The 22,046-nt window shown below is 71.9% G+C and carries 19 protein-coding genes; 2 read left to right on the top strand and 17 right to left on the bottom strand.

What is annotated here, in order from left to right; translation table 11 throughout:
- Positions 1-429 precede the first annotated feature (429 nt).
- The 5 genes from ABZT14_RS08005 to ABZT14_RS07985 form a co-directional block, all read right to left on the bottom strand.
- Complete coding sequence (locus ABZT14_RS08005) at positions 430-2,697, bottom strand: EAL domain-containing protein (RefSeq protein WP_356298427.1); 2,268 nt, start codon at positions 2,695-2,697, stop codon at positions 430-432.
- 174 nt (positions 2,698-2,871) lie between these two features.
- Entirely contained in the window at positions 2,872-5,052 is a 2,181-nt protein-coding gene (gene ligA / locus ABZT14_RS08000) for an NAD-dependent DNA ligase LigA (protein WP_356298425.1), read from the bottom strand.
- Positions 5,053-5,079: 27 nt separating this feature from the next.
- Positions 5,080-6,099 (bottom strand): methionine synthase, encoded by a 1,020-nt coding sequence (locus ABZT14_RS07995; RefSeq protein ID WP_356298423.1) that lies wholly within the window; start codon positions 6,097-6,099, stop codon positions 5,080-5,082.
- Between the two features lie 81 nt (positions 6,100-6,180).
- A complete protein-coding gene (locus ABZT14_RS07990; protein ID WP_356298422.1) occupies positions 6,181-6,873 on the bottom strand; it encodes an SDR family oxidoreductase in 693 nt (230 codons plus the stop codon).
- Complete coding sequence (locus ABZT14_RS07985; protein WP_356298580.1) at positions 6,870-7,406, bottom strand: TIGR00730 family Rossman fold protein; 537 nt, start codon at positions 7,404-7,406, stop codon at positions 6,870-6,872. Before ABZT14_RS07985 ends, ABZT14_RS07990 begins: the two co-directional genes overlap by 4 nt.
- 301 nt (positions 7,407-7,707) lie before the next feature.
- Here ABZT14_RS07985 and ABZT14_RS07980 point away from each other — a divergent pair, with 301 nt between their 5' ends.
- Positions 7,708-9,561, top strand: a complete 1,854-nt coding sequence (locus ABZT14_RS07980; protein WP_356298578.1) for an NAD-binding protein — start codon at positions 7,708-7,710, stop codon at positions 9,559-9,561.
- Between the two features lie 106 nt (positions 9,562-9,667).
- Here the strand turns inward: ABZT14_RS07980 and ABZT14_RS07975 are convergent, their stop codons facing one another.
- The gene (locus ABZT14_RS07975) at positions 9,668-11,419 is read right to left on the bottom strand and encodes a methyltransferase domain-containing protein (protein WP_356298421.1); all 1,752 of its coding nucleotides are present in this window, start codon (positions 11,417-11,419) and stop codon (positions 9,668-9,670) included.
- Positions 11,420-11,479: 60 nt separating this feature from the next.
- Complete coding sequence (gene mnmA, locus ABZT14_RS07970; protein WP_356298420.1) at positions 11,480-12,622, bottom strand: tRNA 2-thiouridine(34) synthase MnmA; 1,143 nt, start codon at positions 12,620-12,622, stop codon at positions 11,480-11,482.
- A 217-nt stretch (positions 12,623-12,839) separates the two neighbouring features.
- Between mnmA and ABZT14_RS07965 the strand changes: the two genes are divergently transcribed.
- Positions 12,840-13,472: an N-acetylmuramoyl-L-alanine amidase gene (locus tag ABZT14_RS07965; RefSeq protein WP_356298576.1), complete on the top strand. Its 633-nt coding sequence runs from the start codon at positions 12,840-12,842 to the stop codon at positions 13,470-13,472.
- 10 nt (positions 13,473-13,482) lie between these two features.
- Here ABZT14_RS07965 and ABZT14_RS07960 read toward each other — a convergent pair whose 3' ends face one another.
- The 10 genes from ABZT14_RS07960 to ABZT14_RS07915 form a co-directional block, all read right to left on the bottom strand.
- The gene (locus tag ABZT14_RS07960) at positions 13,483-14,652 is read right to left on the bottom strand and encodes a cysteine desulfurase family protein (protein WP_356298418.1); all 1,170 of its coding nucleotides are present in this window, start codon (positions 14,650-14,652) and stop codon (positions 13,483-13,485) included.
- 97 nt (positions 14,653-14,749) lie between these two features.
- Positions 14,750-14,899, bottom strand: a complete 150-nt coding sequence (locus ABZT14_RS07955) for a DUF6126 family protein (protein ID WP_356298416.1) — start codon at positions 14,897-14,899, stop codon at positions 14,750-14,752.
- Between the two features lie 3 nt (positions 14,900-14,902).
- The gene (locus ABZT14_RS07950; RefSeq protein WP_356298414.1) at positions 14,903-15,532 is read right to left on the bottom strand and encodes an XRE family transcriptional regulator; all 630 of its coding nucleotides are present in this window, start codon (positions 15,530-15,532) and stop codon (positions 14,903-14,905) included.
- Positions 15,533-15,654: 122 nt separating this feature from the next.
- Positions 15,655-16,128, bottom strand: coding sequence for a DNA starvation/stationary phase protection protein (locus ABZT14_RS07945; RefSeq protein WP_356298412.1), 474 nt, complete (start codon positions 16,126-16,128; stop codon positions 15,655-15,657).
- A gap of 133 nt (positions 16,129-16,261) precedes the next feature.
- A complete protein-coding gene (locus tag ABZT14_RS07940; protein ID WP_356298411.1) occupies positions 16,262-17,398 on the bottom strand; it encodes a cytochrome P450 in 1,137 nt (378 codons plus the stop codon).
- A complete protein-coding gene (locus tag ABZT14_RS07935) occupies positions 17,383-18,855 on the bottom strand; it encodes a cytochrome P450 (protein ID WP_356298409.1) in 1,473 nt (490 codons plus the stop codon). The genes ABZT14_RS07940 and ABZT14_RS07935 overlap by 16 nt, the downstream gene beginning before the upstream one ends.
- Positions 18,852-19,448, bottom strand: a complete 597-nt coding sequence (locus ABZT14_RS07930; protein WP_356298407.1) for an ATP/GTP-binding protein — start codon at positions 19,446-19,448, stop codon at positions 18,852-18,854. The genes ABZT14_RS07935 and ABZT14_RS07930 overlap by 4 nt, the downstream gene beginning before the upstream one ends.
- Positions 19,426-19,782, bottom strand: coding sequence for a DUF742 domain-containing protein (locus ABZT14_RS07925; RefSeq protein WP_356298405.1), 357 nt, complete (start codon positions 19,780-19,782; stop codon positions 19,426-19,428). The genes ABZT14_RS07930 and ABZT14_RS07925 overlap by 23 nt, the downstream gene beginning before the upstream one ends.
- On the bottom strand, positions 19,779-20,186 hold the full coding sequence (locus ABZT14_RS07920) for a roadblock/LC7 domain-containing protein (RefSeq protein WP_356298403.1): 408 nt from the start codon (positions 20,184-20,186) through the stop codon (positions 19,779-19,781). Before ABZT14_RS07920 ends, ABZT14_RS07925 begins: the two co-directional genes overlap by 4 nt.
- Positions 20,183-21,691, bottom strand: coding sequence for an ATP-binding protein (locus tag ABZT14_RS07915; RefSeq protein WP_356298401.1), 1,509 nt, complete (start codon positions 21,689-21,691; stop codon positions 20,183-20,185). The genes ABZT14_RS07920 and ABZT14_RS07915 overlap by 4 nt, the downstream gene beginning before the upstream one ends.
- Positions 21,692-22,046: the final 355 nt, after the last annotated feature.

Below are 22,046 nucleotides of genomic sequence, written 5' to 3'. Positions count from 1 at the left end.
ACGCGGGTTCGGCGCTCGCCCGGGGCCACCGGGCGTGGGGCGGGCGGGCGTGGGGCGGGCGGGGCACCCGGTCCACGGTGCGCCGTCGGAGCGGGGCGCCGGAGACGGGGTACGGCGCACCGTCGGCGCCGGCCCACCCTCGGGCGAGCCACTGCGCCTGGACGAGCACGCGACGAGCCGCGGCTCGTGGATGGGCACCGGGAGGGGCGGGGCACCGGAGACGGGGTACGGACTGCTACCGAACCCGGACCACGAGGTACGCCGCACCGTCGGAGCGGGGCACGGGGAACCAACGGGGCCTGGGGCCAAGCGGGCCAGGGAAATCAGGGCCGGGGGCCGGCGCCCCGAGGGAGGCCGGGTTGACGCCCGGGGGCGCCTGGTGCACGTCGGGGAGACCTGGCCCGCGCTCCCGGTGGGCGCCCGCCGTGGTTACTGCACCGGTTGGCCCGAGGGGCGACCGACATCCTGGTCGGTGTCCTTGCCGACCCCGCCCGGGGTCGAGCGGGACCGTTTGCCCCGTCGGCGCCCCTGGCCACCGGAGCTTCGGGGAGTGGTCGGCGGCCCCTGGGGCAGAGCCGCCGCCGCGGCGGAACGGGCCGCCCCGTTGCCCGGCCGCGCCTGGCGCGGGGGCCCGGGCCCTCCGGTGCCGCCACCCAGCGGTGAACTGTCCCTGGCTCCGAGCCAGGCGGTGGTCTCCTCCGGCGGCATGGCCGCCGCCACCAGCCAGCCCTGCACCGCGTCGCAGCCCAGGTCCCGCAGCCGTTCCCAGGTCTCGTCGTCCTCCACTCCCTCCGCGACCACCAGCAGCCCGAGGGAGTGGGCCAGGTCCACGGTGCAGCGCACGATCTCGGCGTCCTCGGCGTCCACCGCCAGCCGGGCCACGAAGGAGCGGTCGATCTTCAACTCGCTGACCGGGAGTCGGCGGAGGTGGACCAGGGAGGAGTAGCCGGTGCCGAAGTCGTCCAGCGACATCTTCACCCCGTGCCCGGCGAGCCCGGCGAGGGTGTCGGCGGCCTGCTGGGGGTCCTCCAGCAGCACATGCTCGGTGATCTCCAACTGGAGGGAGGCCGGCGGCACTCCGTGGCGGGCGAGCCGCGCGGCCACGGCTCCGGCGAACCCGGGGCTGTGGACGTCCCGGGGCGAGACGTTGACCGCGACCGGGACCGTCAGCCCCTGGGAACGCCAGCGGGCGACCTGGCCCAGTGCCGTCTCCAGGACGTACTCGGTCAGGCGGGGCATCAGCCCCGAGGTCTCCGCGATGTCGATGAACTCGTCAGGTGGAACCTTTCCGCGTTCGGGGTGGACCCACCGCACCAGCGCCTCCAGGCCGGAGACCACTCCGTCGAAGCCGACCTTGGGCTGGTAGTGCAGCTCGACCTCGCCGGCGTCCAGGGCCGTGCGCAGGTCCGCCAACAGGCCCAGCCGGTCGGGGGTGTTGACGTCCCGGGTGGCCTCGTACACCTCCACACCGGTGCGGTCCCGCTTCGCCTCGTACATGGCCACGTCGGCCCGACGCAGCAGTCCCTCGGCCTCGCGGGCGTGGTCGGGGTAGACGGCCACTCCGGCGCTGGCCTCCAGCACCAGGGTCAGCCCGTCCAGGTCGAGGGGGGAGCCCAGGGCAGCCACCAGTTCGCGGGCCACCCGCTGGGCGCTGGTGGTGGAGCCGGTGACCGGCAGCAGGACCGCGAACTCGTCGCCGCCCAGCCGGGCCGCCTCGGCGCCCCGGGGCAGCGCCTCGGTCAGCCGCTCGGCGATGTGGAGCAGCAACCGGTCCCCCGCCAGGTGGCCCAGGGTGTCGTTGACCGACCGGAACCGGTCCAGGTCGATCAGTACCAGTGCCGAACGCCCACGGTCCCGCTCCGCGTCGTCCAGGGCGGACCAGGCGCGCTCCAACAGCCACTGGCGGTTGGGCAACCCGGTCAGGGGGTCCCGGAGTTGCTCCTCGGCACGGGCCCGGGCGATCCACAGGGTGGAGTCGAGGGTGATCAGCGGTACGGCGAACAGCGGCAGCATCACCGGCACATGGCTGGCCACCGCCACGACCAGCGGGGACAGCCCCAACAGGGCGCCGCCCACCAGTCCGTGACGCACTATCGCCGCGCGGGTCAGCGTGGGCCGCCCCCGCCGGGTGACCACCAGGCAGTACCAGAACAGCAGGCGGGTGACCACCAGGTAGCAGCCGACCGCCACCAGTACGGCGAGCACGGCCCGGTGGTCCCAGGAACCGGTGTGCCAGGGCCGCTCCACGGAGGGGTGGACCGAACAGGCCGCGAGCGACAGGGAGGCCGCACCCAACCCGAGGAGGTCGATGGCGCCGTGCACCACCGCCTGCCTCCAGGGCTCACGTCGGGCGGCGGCCACCAACAGCACCACGGCGAGGCTGACCAGACAGGCCGGCACCCAGCCGTACAGCAGGAGGATGGCCGTGGTGAGGGCGGCACCCGATCCGGTGGCGCCCCACCATCTGCCGCGCCCCAGGGCCACCAGGTGGCCGACCACGATTCCCGTGAGGAGAGCGAAGCCCCAGCCGGGTGTGGCGTTGGGGAAGAGGGCACGCCCCTCCAGCACCAGGCGCCACACACTGACGCCCAGGAGGAGAGCGGCGGTGGATACCACCACCACCGAGAGCCCTGGTATCCGTAGTGCGGTGATCCTCTGCAGCCGGGAGGGCTCCTCGGCGCTTTGGTTGTGCCGCATTCTTGTCCCTCTCACAAGCCCTCAGTGCCCACGCGGCGGCACGCTCACACGATTCCACAGTAGGTTGCATGAACGGCCCGGGCCGTTGAACGGCTGAAGCGGGCACGGAAATACAGGGCCGTAACCCTTCTCGACCCTTGTGACAAAGGGACCGCCAAGACGGTCGGCTGACGTCTACTCAGCAGGTGAGAGCGCTGCCTCCCGAGCCGCGTCCGGGCCTTCCGCGAGAAGAATGGACAGCCCTTCGTCGTCAAGAATCGGCACTTTGTGCTGAACGGCTTTGTCGTACTTCGATCCGGGGTTTTCTCCGGCGACCACAAAGCCGGTCTTCTTTGACACCGATCCGGTGACCTTTGCTCCGAGGTTCTGCAGGGCCTCCTTGGCGGCGTCCCGGGTGTACGAGGCGAGAGTGCCGGTCACCACCACCGTCAGCCCCTCCAACGGCCTGGGCCCGGACTCCTCGGCGCGGTCGTCGACCATCCGCACTCCGGCCGCGCGCCACCGCTCGATGATCCGCTGGTGCCATTCCTGGGCGAACCAGTCCTTCACCGAGGCGGCGATGGTCGGACCGACCCCCTCGGTCGCCGCCAACTCCTCCTCGGCCGCCTCGGCGATACGGTCCAGGGAACCGAACTCCCGGGCCAGCGCCTCGGCCGCGACCGGCCCCACGTGGCGAATGGACAGTCCGGTCAACACCCGGGCCAGCGGACGCTTCTTGGCCTCCTCGATCCGCTCCAGCATGGCCACCGCGTTCTTCTTCGGCTCGCCCTTCTGGTTGGCGAAGAAGGAGACGACCTTGGGCTCACCGGTCTGTGGGTCCCGCTTGGGCAGACCGGAGTCGGGGTCCAGCACGTACGACCTGATGGGCAGCAGTTCCTCGATCGTCAGGTCGAAGAGGCCGGACTCGTCGGACAGCGGCGGCCGGGCCGGCTCCAGGGGCTGGGTGAGGGCGGTCGCGGCCACGTAGCCGAAGTGCTCGATGTCCAGCGCCTTCCGCCCGGCGAGGTAGTACAGCCGCTCCCTCAACTGGGCGGGACAGGAACGGGCGTTGGGGCACCGCACATCGATGTCGCCCTCCTTCATCGGCCGCAGGGCGGTACCGCAGTCCGGGCAGTGCGTGGGCATCTCGAACTCCCGCTCGGAGCCGTCCCGCAGGTCCACCACCGGGCCCATGATCTCCGGGATGACGTCACCGGCCTTGCGGAGCACCACGGTGTCGCCGATCAGCACGCCCTTGGTCCTGACCACCTCCTGGTTGTGCAGGGTGGCGAACTCGACCTCGGAACCGGCCACCGTCACCGGCTCCACCACCGCGTACGGGGTGACCCGGCCGGTGCGTCCCACCCCGACCCGGATGTCCAGCAGCTTGCTGTTGACCTCCTCGGGCGGGTACTTCCAGGCGATCGCCCAGCGCGGGGCACGCGAGGTGGAGCCCAGCCGCCCCTGGAGGGGGATCTCGTCGAGCTTCACCACCACCCCGTCGATCTCGTGCTCCACGGAGTGCCGGTTGTCGCCGAACTCCTCGATGAAACCGCGCACCTCCTCCAGGGAGTCGACCACCCGGTAGTGCCGCGAGGTGGGCAGGCCCCACCGGCGCAGCAGCTCGTACGCCTGGGACAGGCGCTCCAACTCCAGCCCCTCCAGGGCCCCGATGCCGTGCACCACCATGCCCAGCGGGCGCCGCGCGGTCACCCGGGGGTCCTTCTGGCGCAGCGAACCGGCCGCCGCGTTCCTCGGGTTGGCGAACGGCGGCTTGCCCTCCGCGACCAGTCCGGCGTTCAGCTCCTCGAACCGCTCCCTGGCGAAGAACACCTCGCCCCGCACCTCGACCAGGCCGGGCAGCTCCTCGCCGTGCAGCCGCTCGGGGACGTCCGCCAGGGTGCGCACGTTGGGGGTGATGTCCTCGCCGGTACGCCCGTCACCACGGGTGGCGGCGCGGACCAGCCGGCCGTGCTCGTAGGTGAGGTTGACCGCGAGGCCGTCGACCTTCAGCTCGCACAGGAAGTGGTGCTCGATGCCCTCCAGCTCACGGGCGATCCGGTCGCCCCAGGCGGACAGCTCCTCGGCGTCGAAGGCGTTGTCCAGGGAGAGCATCCGCTGCGCGTGGGCGACCTCGGTGAACTCGGTCTCGTAGGCCACGGCGACCTTCTGGGTCGGCGAGTCCGGGGTGCGCAGCTCGGGGTGGCGCTCCTCCAGTGCCTCCAACTCCCGCAGCAGCCGGTCGAACTCGGCGTCGCTGACCACGGGGGCGTCCTTGACGTAGTAGCGGAAGCGGTGCTCCTCGACCTCCTCGGAGAGCCTCGCGTGCGCCTCACGCGCCTCGGAGGGCACCGTCATCTCCTCTTCGCCTGCCACCGTCGGTCCTCCCGTTCCCGTAAACCGTCACTCAGGGTTGTCCGCGAGCGATTCCGCCGCCCGGAGGCAGTGGGCCAGCGCCGCCCGTGCGTAGGCCGGGGAGGCACCCGCCAGGCCGCAGGTGGGGGTGATCACCACCGACTCCGCGAGGAGTCCCGGTGAGAAGCCCAACCTGCGCCACAGCGACCGAACACCCCCGACGTTACTCGCCGGGTCTGACAATGCCGCCGGATCCGAGCCGGACGCCGGCACCACACCGGCGAACAGCGAGACGCCCGCGTCGATCGCCTCGGCGACCGCCTCGTACTCACGCTCAGTGAGCAGCGACAGGTCCAGCGACACGGCGTCCGCCCCACCGGCCCGCAGCGACCCGACCGGCACTCCGGGCGCGCAGCAGTGCACCACCAGGGGTTCGGGGAAACCCTCCCGCAGTCGCCGCAGCGTCGACTCCACCACCGCGCGGTCCACCGGGGCGTGGGTCCGCAGTTTGCTGGCCGTCCGCACCCGGCCGGCCAGCACCGAGGGCAGGGAGGGCTCGTCCAGTTGCACCACCAGTCGTGCCCGGGGGAAGCGGCGCCGCAGCTCCGCCAGGTGTGCCCCGAGCCCCTCGGCGAGCGACTCGGCCAGGTAGCGGCAGGCGCCGGGGTCCCCGAGCATCGCCTCGCCACCGCGCCGTTCCAGGGCCGCGGCCAGGGTCCAGGGGCCGACCACGGAGACCTTGAGGGCGCCCGTACGGTCCTGGGAGAACTCCTCCAGGGCGTCCAGGTCCTCCCGCATCCACGCCCGGGCCCTCCTGGTGTCCCGGCCGGCACGGTCGGTCACCCGCCAGCCGCTGGGTTCCACGGCCGCGTACAGCTCGGCCAGCAGCCCCACGGTGCGGCCGATCATGTCCGCTCCGGGCCCCCGGGCGGGCAGTTCCGGCAGGGCGGGCAGGGCGTCAAGGGTCCCTAGTACGGTCCGGGCGGCCTCACGGGCGTCGGTGCCCGGCATGGAGCCCACCCCGGTGGCGGCGGCGGTGCCCCACGGTTCACTGTTCTTCTCACTCACCCGGGCAGGGTACGGCCAGCCCGGCCCACGACCCCGACAAGCCCCTGCCGGGGCCGGTACGGGGCCGGGGGCGGGAGGGGCTCACCGCGGGCTGGGGCGTACCGACAGGTCGGTGATCTCGGTGCCCACCGGCAGGTCCAGGGCGGTCAGCACGGTCCGGGCGACGGACTCGGGGGTGACCCAGCGGGAGGCGTCGTACTCCCGGCCCTCCTGCTGGTGCACCTTGGCCTGCATGGGGGTGGCGGTACGGCCCGGGTAGACGGAGGTGACACGCAGCCCGTGCTCGCCCTCCTCGGCCCGGAGGGCGTCAGCCAGCGCCTTGAGGCCGTGCTTGCTGGCGGCGTAGGCGGCCCACTGGGGGTTGGCCCGCAGGCCGGCCCCCGAGTTGACGAACACCACGTGCCCCCGGGCCAGGCGGAGTTGGGGCAGCAGCAGGCGGGTCAGTTCGGCCGGGGCGACCAGGTTGGCGGCGAGGGTCTGGTCCCACACCTTGGGGGTCAGCTCGGCGACGGTACCCAGGTCGACGACCCCGGCGACATGGAGCAGCGAGTCGACCCGCTCGGGCAGGCTCTGGTGGCTGAACGCCCAGGAGAGCCGGGCGGGTTCGGCGAGGTCCCCGACCAGGGTGTGGGCGCCGGGGTACTCCTCGGCCAGTTGCCTGGCGCGTCCGGCGTCCCGGGCGACCAGCCACAACTCGTCGCCGCGCGCCAGGAGTTCGCGGGTGACGGCGGCGCCGATGCCGGAGCCGGCGCCGGTGATCACGTGGGTGCTCATGGTTGGGGGCTGCCCTCCAGTTGTCGCAGGGCCTGGGCCCCGGTGTCGGCGAAGCTGACCAGTTCGGTCAGGGGCAGCGGCAGGAAGCCCTCGGCCTCCATCCGGGTCAGCTGGTCCCGCAGACCGTCGTAGAAACCGGCGGTGTTGAGGATCACCACGGGCTTGGTGTGCATCCGGTGCTTCTTGAGTTCGAGGATCTCGGTGGCCTCGTCGAGAGTGCCCATCCCTCCGGCCATCACCACCACGGCGTCCGCCCGCAGCAGCAGTTGGGCCTTACGTTCGGCGAGGTCCGCGGTGACCACCATCTCGTCGGCGTCGGCGCGGGCCGAGTGGCGCAGGAACTCCACGGAGACCCCGACGAGCCGCCCGCCGCCCTCCCGGACGCCGTCGGCCATGACCTTCATCAGGCCGACGTCGGACCCTCCCCACACCAGGGTGTGACCCCGTTTGCCCAGGAGCTGGGCGAACTCGCGGGCGGGAACGGTGTACTGGTCGCCGAGGTCGACATGGGAGCAGAAGACGCACACCCTCAGGGTCGAGCCGGGCGCGGGCTGCTCCCCGGGAGGGGTGCTGGCCAGGTGGTGATCCATGTGGGGCAGCCTAAGCGGGAACCATCCGCGCTTCCCAGTCGCCTTTACTGACGTGCCTGCCGCGACTCCCTTCCCTGCGCCCGGTTCACGACGGGGTTCCGCGCCCCGCCCGTCCCCGACCGATGGCTCCCTGGACCCGTCGGACCCCGTGGGCTCCCCCGACGGGGACTTACCGAGGGGCCCCTCCGCACCGCGTACGGCCCCCGACGACGCCCTCCTGCCTCCCGACGAGCCGGTCGACCACATGGTGGTGTGCGGGGACAACGCGCTGGCGATGCGTCTGGCCAAGGAGCTGTCCACGGTCTACCGGCAGTGGGTGACGGTGGTGCTGCCGTCCCTGCGGGGAGGCGACCACGGCCCCCGTATCGCCTCGCTGGTCAGGGCCCCCGGTTCGCGGGTGAGGGCGGTGGAGGCGGACGCCCCGGACGACGCGGCCCTACGGGAGGCCGGCGTCGAACGGGCCACGGCCCTGGCGCTCACCTGGGGCGACGACCAGATGAACATCCACACCGCGCTGCGCGCGCGCCGGCTCAACCCCGAACTGCGGCTGGTCATCCGCATGTTCAACCACACCCTGGGCGGCTACCTGGAGGACCTGCTGGACCGCGCCGTGCTGGTACGGCACCCGGAGCTGGACGCGGCGGCCCTGGACGCCACGACCACCGTGCTGTCGGACGCGGACACCGCCGCCCCGGCCCTGGTGGCGGCGGCGGTGGTGGGCTCGGACAAGGTGGTGCAGGCGGACGGGCTGCTGCTGCGGGCCAAGGAGCGGCCCCTCGCGGAGGCGGAACGGCAGGACCCCCTGTGCACCCTGGCGCTGCTGCCCTCGTCCTCGGAGGAGGACGAGGGTGACGAGGAGCGGGAGCCGGACACCGCCAGCGGCCCGGTCCTCCTGCCCGGGGAGGACGACCTGCGCGGGCTGCCCCCGGACCGGGAGGCGGTGGTGCTGGAGGCGATCTCCCGGCGCGGCGCCCCCCGTGGCGCGGGACCGGGCCGGCTGCCCCGGCTGACCCCGTTCAAGGAGCTGTTCTCCCGCCGGCTGCGGTTGGGGCTGCTGGGGGTCACGGCCCTGGTGGTCGCCCTGGCCACGGTGAACTGGTGGCTGAACGGGGGGTCCCCCCTGCACGCGGCCTACGTGACCCTGCTGGACGTCTTCGCCATCAACGAACCCAACCTGGAGGAGGGCGAGAGCCAGCAGGTGCTACAACTGCTGGCCGCGCTGGCGGGGATGATGATCCTGCCCCTGCTGATCGCCGTGGTCCTGGAGAGCTACGGGGCCTTCCGCAGGGCAGCCGCCCTGCCCGGGCCGCCCCGGGGACTGTCCAACCACGTGGTGCTGCTGGGGCTGGGCAAGGTGGGGACCCGGGTGTTGAGCCGGCTGCTGGAACTGCACGTACCGGTGGTGTGCATCGAACGGGACCCGGAGGCACGTGGGGTGGCCCTGGCCCGGGCCCAGCGGGTGCCGACCCTGTTCGCCGACGTCACCGAGGAGGGGGTGCTGGAGGAGGCCAAGCTGGGTCGCGCCCGGGCCCTGTTGGCGGCCACCAGTGACGACGGCACCAACCTGGAGACGGCCCTGTACGCCCGGCAGTTGAAGCCCGGGCTACGGGTGGCGATGCGGCTGTTCGACGACGAGTTCGCCTCCACGGTGTACCGCACCCTGCGGGACACCTACCAGGGCGCCCAGACCCGTAGCCGTTCGGTTTCCGCGCTGGCCGCCCCGGCCTTCGCGGGGGCGATGATGGGCCGTCAGGTGCTGGGCGCGATCCCGGTGGGACGACGGGTGCTGGTCATCTCGGTGGTGGAGGTGGGCGGCAACCCCCTGTTGGAGGGGCAGACGGTGGACGAGGTGGCCCGGCGCGAGGCCTGGCGGGTGATAGCCCTCGACCTGGGCGGCCGGGGCGGCCAAGGCGAACGGGGTGACCTGTCCTCGGTGTCCTCGGTAAGCAACAGCGAGTTGGAGTGGCACCTGCACCCCCGGTACGTGCTGCGCCCCGAGGACCGGGTGGTGGTGGCCGCGACCCGGCGTGGCCTGGGCGAACTGCTGTCGGCGGGGGGCCAACCCGGGTTGCCGGGGCTGTCTCCTCGGACAAGCTAGCCGAGGTGGCTGAGCCGGCCGGGCTGGCCGAGAGCCGGCATCCGGTCAACGAGCCGAGTGCGGGCCTGGACAGGGTGGTCGGCCCCGCCCCTGCCCAGGCCGTCGGTCAGCGGATGTAGTGGACGATGCCCCAGGTGAGGTTGCCCTCTCGGCCTCCCCTGACCCAGTCGGTGAGGCCGCGTTTCATCCGGTCCAGGTAGGCGCGGCTGACCTTGTCGGCGAGGCCCTGCTCCTCCTGTCGCTCGGTCTCCTCCAGCACCCGCTGGTAGTGGGTGGCGAGGTGCTCGCGCAGTTCGTGGTAGCCCCCGTCGACGGGGGTGAGGCCCAGCCGGGCGAGTTCACGGCGGTAGAAGCCGGGCGAGCCCATGTCGTCCAGGTGGATGCGGTCCAGGATGGGCTGGAGCGCGGTCCGTGGGCAGTCGTCGGCCGCCATGGGGTCGGTGAAGATCAGGTGGCCTCCGGGGCGGAGCACCCGGGCGGCCTCCTCCAGGACCCTCCGCCGGTTGCCGCTGTGCAGGAACGCGTCCTGGGACCAGACGACGTCGACGCTGTCGTCGTCCAGCGGGATGTTCTCGAAGGACCCGTCGACCACGTCGATCAGGTCGGTGAGGTCGCGTTCCTCGTTCACGGCGCGGTGGCGGGCGTTCTCCACCTCGCTGAGGTTGAGGGCGGTGACCCGGCACCGGTGGCGGGTGGCCAGGTGGCGGGCGGAGCCGCCGTATCCGGCTCCCAGGTCCAACACGTGACTGTGGGGGCCGAGTTCCAGCGCGTCGGCCATGGTGGCGACGGTGCGCTGGCTGGCGTCGGCGATGGGTTCGTCCGGGCCGTGGTAGACGCCGATGTGGATGTCCTCGCCGCCCCAGACGGAGTGGTAGAAGGCGTCCGCGTCCGAGGAGTTGTAGTAGCTGCGCGCGGTGTTGACGGTGGCCGAGTACGGGCCGTTCTCTTCCTCGTTCACGCGGTACTCCTTCTCCGCGACGTGGACGAAGAAGTCGGGCGTCTCCTCGCGGTAGGTGTGCTGGAAGTCGCCGTAGGTCTCGATCTGTTGGAAGCCGACGTCGGACATCAGCCGTCGCGTGTAGTCCTTGCGCAGCGGAAACATGTTGAGGTGGTAGACGGAGTCGTCGGGGAAGTTGTAGCGCATCCGCACTAGGCCCTCGTCGACGTACTCCGGCTCCACCGCGACGTCCTCGCCGCAGTAGTAGTAGATGTGCTTGCTGGAGAAGCCTCGGTCGAGGATCGCGTCGTAGTTGCGGTGGTCGAGGATGAGGATGCCGTCGTGCTTGAGCATCGCGTAGAACTCGGCGAGCGCCTTGCGGCGGTCCCGTTCCTCGAACAGGTGGGTGAAGGAGTTTCCGAGGCAGACGATGGCGTCGTACTCGCCGTGGACGTCGCGGTTGAGCCAGCGCCAGTCGGCCTGGACCACGCGCAGGATGTGGTCGCCGTAGCGGATGCCGTTGTCGAAGGCCTGGGCCAGCATGTCGGCGCTGCCGTCGGCGCTGACGGTCTCGAACCCGGCCTCCAGCAGCCGTACCGAGTGGAAACCGGTGCCGGTGGCGACGTCGAGGACGCTTCTGACTCCCCGCCTGCGGAGCAGGTCGATGAAGAAGTTGCCCTCACTCTGTGAACGTTTCTCCCAGTCGATCAGGGAGTCCCACTTCTCGACGAAACTCGGTATGTACTCCTCGGTGTAGTGGCCGGTCTCCCTGACGGCTACGGGGTTTTCTCCGAACTCCTGCTCAGGTCGTGCGCGAATGACGGCCTCCCGGGGCGTGAGACGGGTCGGTGTGCGCGGCCCGACTGACGCACCACGGGGCGGACCACGCAGGTACTTGCGCGCATCCTTACCCCTGCTCACACGCCTGTTATCCCCCGTACGCTGCACTATCACCCACGGTCACGGCAGCGGAGGACCGCCTCAGCCGGCCGGGGCGAGCCGCCTCTCGGTGCGGGAGATGGTGGCCGAACCGACGACCCGGGTGCCGTCGTAGAGGACAACAGCCTGGCCGGGGGCCACTCCACGGACCGGCTCGGCGAAACGGACCTCCAGCTGTCCGTCACGCATCTCGGCGGTCACCTCCGTCTCCCCTCCGTGGGCGCGCAGTTGCGCGGTGTAACGGCCCGGTCCGGTCGGCGGGGTGCCGCACCAGCGCGGGGAGAGGGCCACCAGGGCCGTGACGTCCAGGGACTCGGCCGGCCCCACGGTGACGGTGTTGGTCACCGGGGAGATGTCGAGTACGTAGCGGGGCTTGCCGTCGGGGGCCGGGTGGCCGATGCGCAGACCCTTGCGCTGGCCGACGGTGAAGCCGTGGGCGCCCTCGTGGGTGCCCAGCCGCTGGCCTTCCTCGTCCACGATGTCGCCCGGGGAGCTGCCGAGTCGCTGAGCCAGGAAGCCCTGGGTGTCGCCGTCCGCGATGAAGCAGATGTCGTGGCTGTCGGGCTTCTTGGCGACGGCCAGGCCCCGGCGTTCGGCCTCGGCGCGGATCTCGTCCTTGGTGGTGAGGGTGTCGCCGAGCGGGAACAGGGCGTGGGCGAGCTGGCGCTCGTCGAGTACGCCGAGGACGTAGGACTGGTCCTTGGCGGCGTCCGAGGCGCGGTGCAGTTCGCGGGAGCCGTCCGGCCGGGTCACCACGGTGGCGTAGTGGCCGGTGCAGACCGCGTCGAAGCCGAGGGCGAGGGCCTTGTCCAGCAGCGCCGCGAACTTGATCTTCTCGTTGCAGCGCAGGCAGGGGTTGGGGGTGCGCCCCGCCTCGTACTCGGCGACGAAGTCTTCCACCACGTCCTGCCGGAAGCGTTCGGCGAGGTCCCAGACGTAGAAGGGGATGCCGATCACGTCCGCCGCACGGCGGGCGTCCCGCGAGTCCTCCAGGGTGCAGCAGCCTCGGGCACCGGTGCGGAAGGACTGGGGGTTGGCGGAGAGGGCGAGGTGTACGCCGGTGACGTCGTGCCCGGCCTCGACGGCTCGGGCGGCGGCGACGGCGGAGTCGACCCCGCCGGACATCGCGGCCAGTACACGCAGGGGCCGCTGGGCCGGCTGGGAGGTTCCCGGTGAGTCAGTCATAGCCCCTTCAGGGTAAGGGCCACGGGGAGCCGTTGGTTCCCTCGGGGGAACGCCTCGACTGGTGTCCACGTTGGATTCGGAGGATCCTTCCAAAGCCGGCCAAGCAGACAACGGGACGGGTGTGGCACAGGACGAGAAGACGGCGAGCGCCTCGCCGAGCGAGCGGGAACCCGGCGCCCAGGACACCTGGGGCACCGGGTCGCCTCGGCGACCCGGGATGAGCCGGCGGACCCTGCTGGTCACCGGCGGGGTGGTGGCGGCCGGTGGCGCGTTGGCGTACTTCGGCCGCGAGGAGGGCGGCTCGCCCTTCTCCCCGCGTCGCCGTCGCCGGGTCGAGGGCGAGGTGGACTACAGGGGCGCGGTCTGGGTGCCGGCGGCGGACGCCAACTGGCGGATGGCGGACCGGCCGCACGACTTCACCATCGACCGGGTCATCCTGCACGTCACCCAGGGCAGTCACGCCACCACGCTCAAGGTCTTCCGCGACCCCGCCCACCAGGCCGCCACCCACTACCTGGTGCGGGCGCGGGACGGCCAGGTCACACAGCTGGTACGGGAGATGGACGTGGCCTTCCACGCGGGGCACCGGGACTTCAACCAGCGCAGCGTCGGCATCGAGCACGAGGGGTGGATCGAGCGGCCGGAGGGCTTCACCGAGGTGATGTACCGCTCCTCCGCCCGGCTGACCGCGCGGGTGTGCCGGCGGTACGGGATACCGGTGGACCGGGAGCACATCATCGGCCACGTGGAGGTGCCCGACCAGGACCACGTGGACCCCGGGAAGGACTGGGACTGGAAGGGGTACCTGCGCATGGTGAACGAGGAGTACCGCAAGCTGCCCAGGAGTTGACCGGCGCCGGTCAGGACAGCCCGGCCGCCCGGGCCCGCTCCACCGCCGGGCCGATGGCCCTCGCCACCTCCTCGACCTCGGCCGGGGTGGTGGTGTGGCCGAGGGAGAACCGCAGTGTGCCCCGTGCCAGTTCGGGGTCGACGCCGGAGGCCAGCAGCACGTGGCTGGGCTGGGCCACCCCGGCAGTGCAGGCCGAGCCGGTGGAGCACTGGATGCCCTGGGCGTCCAACAGCAGCAGCAGCGAGTCGCCCTCGCAGCCGGGGAAGGAGAAGTGGGCGTTGGCCGGCAGCCGTCCCGAGGCGTCCGGGTCCCCGTTGAGGACCGCGTCGGGGACGGCGTCGAGTACGGCGGCCACCAACTGGTCGCGCAGGGCGCCGGCCCGCTGGGCGAACTCCTCCTGGTGCCGTACCGCCAGTTCGGCGGCGGTGCCCAGGGCGGCGATGGCCGGCACGTCCAGGGTGCCGGAGCGCACCTCGCGCTCCTGGCCGCCGCCGTGCAAAAGCGGTACCGGGGAACGGGAACGGCTCAGCAGCAGGGCGCCCACACCGTAGGGGCCGCCCAGCTTGTGCCCGGTCAGCGCCAGGGCGTCCAGCCCGCTGTCACCGAAGCGCACCGGGACCTGGCCGACGGCCTGGACCGCGTCCGAGTGCAGGGGCACCTCGAACTCGGCGGCCACCTGGGCCAGTTCACGTACCGGCTGCACGGTGCCGGTCTCGTTGTTGGCCCACATCACGGTGGTCAGCGCGACCTGTTCGGGGTGTTCGGCCAGCATCTTGCGCAGCCGCTCGGGGTGGACCCGGCCCAGCGGGTCCACGGGCAGCCAGTCGATGGTGGCGCCCTCGTGGTCGGCCAGCCAGTGCAGGGCGTCCAGCACCGCGTGGTGCTCCACCGGGCTGGCCACGATCCGGGTGCGGGCGGGGTCCTCGTCCCGCCGGGACCAGTACAGGCCCTTGACGGCCAGGTTGTCGGCCTCGGTGCCGCCGGCGGTGAACACCACCTCGCTGGGGCGGGCGCCCAGCGCCTGGGCCAACGCCTCGCGGGCCTCCTCCACCGTGCGGCGGGCCTGCCGTCCGGCCCGGTGCAGGGAGGAGGCGTTGCCGGTGACGGCGAGCTGGGCGGTCATCGACTGGACCGCCTCCGGGAACATCGGAGTGGTGGCGGCGTGATCGAAGTAGGCCATGGGGGCCGATTCTACGAAACCCGCCCCGCCGTCGCCCTCGCCGCCCGGAAGAGGGACGACGAGGGGGTTCGCCGGGCGGAGCGGTGGCGGAAGGGGGTCAGGAACTGCGGGCCCCGGCCTCGAACAGCAGCCAGAGGAAGCCCGCGACGAGGTGGCCCACCACCAGGTAGATCACCAGCCGGACGATCAGACCGAGGGGCGCCTTGGGCTCCTCGGGGCCCGAGGAGCCCGGGGTGCGCTCAGCCATGGTTCACCTCCCCTCCTCGTCGGGGCGGTGACCCTCGGGCCGCGGCGGGCCCAGACACATCTCCGCCGCGGTACTGCGCAACAGGGTGTGCAGGAAGAGGAGTTCGACCGGGTGCGGGTCGCGGGTGCGGAGCTGGTGCGGGGTGAGGGAGTCGAAGTGGGCGGAGTCACCGGGCTCCAGGACGTACCGGGCCGGCCCGAGGGACAGCTCAAGACTTCCCGAGAGCACGTGGATCCACTCCTCTCCGGGGTGGACGCGCACCAGGTCACGCTGGGCGTCGGGGGGCACCTCCACCCGGAGCGCCTGGATGGCCCGACCGGGTTGGCCGGCCGGTCGGTACGTCCAGCCGTTGGCGTGGGTCGCGGGTGCCTCGGCACCCCGGATCACCGGGCTGCTCTCGGGCGGCGCCTCGCCCAGCAGCTCGGAGACGGTGGTGCCGTAGCAGCGGGAGAGGGTGAGCAGGACCGGGAGGGAGGGCTGGCGCTGACCGGTCTCCAGCCGGGACAGGTGGGCCGGCGACAGGTCGGCCCGGGCCGCCGCCACCTCCAGGCTGAGGCCCATCGCGTGCCGTCGGGCGCGGAGTTGGGGCGCCACGGTGGGCAGGTCCTCGTTATCGCCCTCGGATTTCACCATGTGTCCATGAAGCAAGACGCGATGCCCCTGAGGCAAATCCCTTGCCTCAGGGGCAAGGCCGCAAGGCGTACACAGGGCTTCGCCCCGGGCTACCCGGCCCGGGGCGAAGGGAGATCAAGGCCTTACCTGGCGTCCTCCGCCTGGAACATCCAGTGGTGCTTCTCCAGGTCACCGACGATCTGGATGAAGATGTCCTCGGAGACCGCGTCCACCGGGCCGACGGCCTTCATGTTCTCACGCGCCCGCGAGATCACCACGGCCAAGGCGTCCACCATGGTGCGTACGGCGTCGGAGTCCTGCTGCCAGCCCTCCTTGACCGGGCCGATGCCACTGGCCGAGGCCACGGTGGCGACCCGACCGTCGGGGGAACGGCCGAGGGCGGAGGAACGCTCGGCGACGGTGTCGGCGTAACTGCGCGCGGTGTCCACCACCTCGTCCAGCTGGAGGTGGATGGAACGGAAGCGGGGACCCACCACGTTCCAGTGGATCTGCTTGGCGACCAGGGACAGGTCCAACAGGTCGGCGAGGGTGCCCTGGAGGGCCTCGGCGACGACCTTGAGATCGGCTTCGGGATGAGTGCTCTTGACCGCGTACATCAACCGTCCACTTTCTTCCGTTTCACTGTGTTCTGCCCTTGCGTCCTCCAGCGTACGCAAGGACGGGCGGCACCGCCGAACGGCCGTCTCGCGGCCCTCGGCGGTGCCGACAGTGTCGGAGGGGAGGCGGCGGTCAGGCGGCCTCCGCCTGGGGTCGCGCCCCGTTGAGCCGGATCGGCAGCGCGCTGTGACCGTTGGCGATGAAGGAGGCCTGGGGCTCCAACCGTTCGGCGGGAACCGCCAGCCGCAGGTCGGGGAAGCGGTCGAAGAGCCGGGAGAGGGCGATGGTGCCCTCCAGCCGGGCCAGGGGGGCACCGATACAGAAGTGGACCCCGTACCCGAAGGCGAGGTGCTCCTTGTCGGAACGGGTGGCGTCGAACACGTCGGCGTCCGCCCCGTGCCGGCAGCGGTCCCGGCCGGCGGCCCCGAACCCGGGGAGGATGGCGTCCCCGGCCTTGATCAGCACCCCGTCGAGTTCGATGTCCTCCACGGCGTACCGCAGGGGCATGTGCATGATCGGGGCCTCCAGCCGCAGGGTCTCCTCGACCACCTCGGCCCAGCCGACCTCGCCCCGGTCGATCAGCTCCCGCTGCTCGGGGTGGGTGAGGAGTTCCACGGTGGCCTTGGCGATCAGGTTGACGGCCGTCTCGGCCCCGGCGCCGATCATCAGGATCAGGGTGGAGACCAGTTCGTCCTCGTCCAGCCGGGAGCCGCTCTCGTCGTCGCGGGCGGCGATCAGCTCGGAGGTCATGTCGTCGCCGGGGTGTTCCCGGCGGTAGGCGATGATGGTGGCCATCTGGCCCCACATCTGCTGGAAGTGCGCCTGCGCCTGCTCCGGGGTGGCCCCGGTGTCCAGCGCGGCGTCGATGACCCGCAGGGTCTGCTCGCGCATCTCGTCCGGCACTCCGAACAGGTCGCAGATCACCTGGGTGGGGATGCGGTAGGCGAAGTCGGCCCGCAGGTCGACGGGTTGGGAGGGGTCACGGGCCTCCAGTTCGGCCAGTAACCCCTCGGTTATCTCCTCGATGCGCGGGCGCAGTCGTTCGGTACGACGTGGGGTGAAGGCCTTGGCTATCAGGTTGCGCAGCCGTACCCGCTCCTCGCCGTAGGTGGTGAACGCGCTCTTGACGGCTACCCAGCTGATCAGCGGCCAGTCGGGGCCTATCTCACCGCGCTGGTAGGCGGGCCAGTGCCGGCGGGCGTCCCGGGAGACCTGCGGGGACTTCAGCAGGTGCTTGATCTCGTCGAAGCGGGTCACTGACCATGCCACCACGCCACCAGGGAGCTCCACCAGCGTCGCCGGCCCCTGCTCGCGGAGTCGGGCGGCCTCACCGTGGATGTCACGTCCTGAGGGGTCGAGCCGTACGGGGCACTGTCGGGATTCCATCGCGAATCTCCTCTGGTTTCGTCGCTGTGAAGGAGCACGGACTCAGGCGGAAAGCGAACGGGCAGGGAGTTCAGGGCACGGTGGAAGGGGCCGGGACGCCAGGTCAGCTCCTCGACCGGGACGGTGATCTCCATCTCGGGCAGCCGGTCCAGGATCTTCTCGATGCCCGCGGTGGCGATCACCCGGGCCTCGTCCTGTGCGGGGCAGGTGTGCGGACCGGCGCTGAAGGCCAGGTGCGCGCGGTTGCCGGACAGCCGGCGCTGCTCGGCGACCAGGGCCGGGTCGGTGTTGGCCATGGCGTGCGAGATCAGCACCGGGACCCCGGCCGGGATGAGCACCCCGTCCAGCTCCTCGTCGAACTCCCCGTAGTGCATGCTGTAGTTCGCCATCGGCGACTGGTTCCACAGCACTTCGTCCAGGGCGTCGGTGACCGGGGTGCCGCCGCCGGAGAGGTTTCCGGCGAAGCGGTCGTCGGTCAGCAGCAGCCGCAGGGCGTTGGCGGTCCAGGTCGAGGTGGGCACGGTGCCCGCCCCGATGAGGACCACCATCTGGTGCACCATCTCCTCGTCGGTGAGCGCGGAGGGGTGCTCCAACATCCAGGTGGTGACGTCGGCCCCCGGGTTGGCGCGCTTGAGGTGCACCAACTCCCCCAGGCACTGGGCGAGGTCGGCGCTGGCCTGCTGGGCGACCGGCCCCTCGGCGTCGATCATCCGGGCGCAGGCGGTGGCCATCCGGTCCACCATCGGGGTGGGGGCGCCGAACAGCCTGGTGAACACCAGCAGGGGCAGCTGCTCGGCGTACTCCCCCACCAGGTCCGCCTCGCCCCGTCGGGCGAAGACGTCGATCAGCCGGTCGGCGGCCTGCTCGATGTAGTCCCGCAGCGACTGGGGGTCGACCCGGCCCCAGCTGTCGTCGATGGCCGCGCGCAGCCGGGTGTGGGGCTGGTTCTGGGCGGTGTCGTCGGCGAACAGCAGGCTGGGGCGGTACATCATCATCGGCAGCACCGGGGTGTCCATCGGCACCTTGCCCTCGTTGAGGGCACGCCAACGCCGGCTGTCCTTGGTGAAGTTGGGGCTGTGCACGATCTTCAGCACCGAGCCGTAGCTGGTCGCCACCATGGCCGTGACCCCGGGGGCGATCTCCACCCAGGCCACCGGCCCGGTCTCGCGCAGCCGGCGGTAGGTGGGCTCGGGGTCGGCCGCGAAGTCGGGCCCGTAGAGCATCGGCAGCCCGCTGCCCCCCTCGGGTGCCTGCCTGGGGTGGGCGCCCTGGTGAGCGCCCTGGTGAGCGGGGCAGCCCGGCGGCGGCTGGAGCGGGTTGCCGGCGGTGGGCTGGGTCATGGTGACTCCTGGCGGGGACGTTCGTAGAGGTGCTGTACGAGGGCGATCAGGGCCCGGGTGGAACTGGCCGGCTCCCGGGCGTCACAGGTGACCAGCGGGGTCTCGTCCGGCAGGTCGAGGGCCTGGCGGATCTCGTCCTCGGCGTAACTCCGCGCGCCGTCGAAGTGGTTGACGGCCACGCCGTAGGGGGTGCCGGTCTCCTCCAGCAGGCCCAGTACGGGGTCGGACTCCTCCAGCCGGCGGGTGTCGGCGAGCACCAGGGCACCCAGGGCACCCCGGCTGAGGTCCTGCCAGAACTGGTTGAAGCGCTGCTGGCCGGGGGCCCCGAACAGGTAGAGGACCAGCCGGTCGTTGAGGGTGAGGCGGCCGAAGTCCAGGGCGACGGTGGTGGTGGTCTTCCCCTCCACCCCGCGCAGGTCGTCGACCAGGGCGCCGGCCTGCGTCATCCGTTCCTCGGTGCGCAGGGGCGGGATCTCCGAGAGGGTGCCCACGAAGGTGGTCTTGCCCACCGCGAAGTGGCCGACCACGAGTATCTTCACGGCCGTCTGCACCGAGTCGCGCACATAGCGCTCAGAGGCGAGCACGGAGTCCATCCAGCACCTCCTGGAGCAGTGACGCGTCGGGGAGTTGGGCCACGGAGATCGGTGCCCGGCTGACCAGGTGGCCGCTGTCGATGAGGTCGGACAGCAGCACCTTGGTGACCGTCAGGGGCAGGCTCACGTGGCTGGCGACCTCGGCCACGGACAGGGTGCCCCCGGAGCAGAGCGCCATGATGCGGTACTGCTCCGGGTTGAGCCCGTCCAGCGGAAGGTCACGGGTGGCCATGACCAGGGTCGCCGGGTCGAGGATGTTGCGGGTCGGGTGGGCCCGCCCCTGGGTCACCACATAGGGGCGAACGACGCCGCCGCGTGGACGCCGGCCCTTCATGCCTGGGGACCGGTCGCCTGCCGCAGGGGCACCGTGAGTTCCTGGCCCATGCGGTCCACGAGTTTGTGCATCCGGTAGGTGACGGCCTCCATGTCCACGTCGCCGCTGGTGGACACGGCCAGGTAGGCGCCCTCTCCGGCGGCGATGAGGAAGACGAAGCCGTCCTCGAACTCCACCAGGGTCTGGCGCCACAGGGGTTGGCCGCTGGTGCAGAAGGGGGCGATGCTGCGGCTGATGGACTGGAGACTGCCCAGGGCGGCGGCCTGGGGTTCGGCCTCGTCGCGTCCCATGCCTCCGGCGCTGGCGCGCAACAGCCCGTCGTTGGAGACCAGCAGGGCGTGCCGGGTGCCGGGCAGCTTCAGTACGTCGTCGAGCATCCAGTCGAGGTTGCTGTTGAGGGTCATGACTGGCTCCCTTGGGGGTCTTCAAAGGACTGGGCGGCACGGCCGGCGCGGGTGCCCCGCTGGAAGGCACCCATCACGGACGGGTCGCTGCGTCGGGGTGAGGCGGTCTGGCTCCGCTGCTGTTCGGCGGCCTGGGCGTACTCGGGGTTGAGGGCACGGCGGCGACGGCGCGGCAGACCTCCGGTGGTCCGCTCCCGGGGGGCCGCCTCCGGCTCCGGTTCGGGGGCGGCGGGCGCCTGCGGGGGCAGGGGCAGCGCCGCGGAACCGCTGTCCCGGGGCGCGGGCGGCCGGGCGCCGGGTGCCGGGGTCCGCTCGGGCGCGGGCTCCGGGGCGGGTTCGGCTCCCGGGGCGGGGTGCGTCGCCACGTCGGAGCCCGAGGGGAGGCCGTGGGCGGGGGTGGCCGGCTCCGGCCGGGGCGGCAGCGGGGAGGGGGCCCAGGATCCCTGGGCGTGCTCCTCCTCGGGTTCCGGGACCCGGGGGTGCGGGGTGGGCGGGTGCTGCTCGTTCAGGGGGGTGAGCAGCCCGTTGGGCAGGAACACCACGGCGCGGGTGCCGCCCGAGGGCGAGCGGGTGTCCACCGACACCTGGAAGCCGTAGCGCTTGGCCAGGGCGCCGATGACCGCGAAGCCCAGCTTGGGCGGTACGCCGAGGGTGTTGATGTCCACCTGCCGCTGGCGCACCAGCAGGTTCTCGGCCCGCTGGACGTCGCGCCGGGTGAGGCCCACGCCGGCGTCGTCGATCATCACCGACAGTCCGTGGTGGGCCGGCATGGTGTTGACCAGCACCCGGGTCTTGGGCTCGGAGTGGCGTACCGCGTTGTCCAGCAGTTCGGCGACGGTGAGGATGACCGGTTCCACGGCCCGTCCGAGGAGGGCCACCGGTTCGTCGGCGTTGATCTCCACCCGGCGGTAGTCCTGGATGCGGGAGGTGGCCCCGCGCAGGACGTCCAGCATCAGGGTGTCGTCGCGCTGCCGGCCGGGCCAGGCTCCGCACAGCACCCGTACGCCCTGGGCCTTCCGGCCGAACTGGGAGTTGAGGTGGTCCAGTTCGAGCAGGCCCTCCAGCACGTCCGGGTCGTCGTGCCGTTCCTGCATCTCGGAGATGGACCGCTGCTGCTCGTTGGCCAGGTCCTGGAGCGCCTCGGTGACCGCGCGGAGGGTGGAGCGGGCGGCGGCGTCGGCGCGGGAGCGGGCCCGCATCTGGGTCTGGGCGAAGCCGTCCAGGGTGGCCTGGAGGCTCTGCGCGTACGCGGTGCCGGTCAACCGCTCGTCGTGGAGCCCGGGAACCCGCTGGTCGGGGCTCATCTGGGGGTCGGCCAGCGCCGGGATGCGCTTCTCGGCGAGGTGTGCCGCCTCCTCGTCGCGGGCCCGGACACTCGCCTCCAGGTTGCTGACGCGGCGTCGGAGCAGGTTGGTGACGTGGGTCTGCCGTACCAGCAGGAATCCCAGCACCAGGACACCTGCCGCCAGGCACCAGAGCGCCACCTCGAGCGCGAATCTCGTCATCGGGTCCTCAACTGCTGTGTGGTGGACGGTGGTCGTACGGCGCGTGACGGGGCCGGGCGACGGCCGGGTGTCCGACGGGTCCGGGGGTGACCGGACTCCGGTGGTCGCCTCCGACCGACGGGGCCTCCCGAGGCCGACCCGGGTACGTCAGGGGGTGAGGCGTCCGGTCGGGCGCTGGAGGACGGGTTTCCGCTGACTGGTGAGGGCCTTCGGGGCCGTTAGGGGTGATCATCACGCTTCCGTGGCGGGGTCAGCTGGAGAGGCTGTTCGCGCGAGGGAGTGTAGCCGCGTGATGCGTTTCCGTAAGGGGCCAAGTGGCTTGATGTACACGGGTGCTGACGCTACGTCGGGGTGA

Origin of the sequence: Streptomyces sp. NPDC005438 (assembly GCF_040606315.1) — a bacterium.
GTDB lineage: Bacteria > Actinomycetota > Actinomycetes > Streptomycetales > Streptomycetaceae > Streptomyces.
This window is presented reverse-complemented; position numbering and strand designations above follow the sequence as displayed.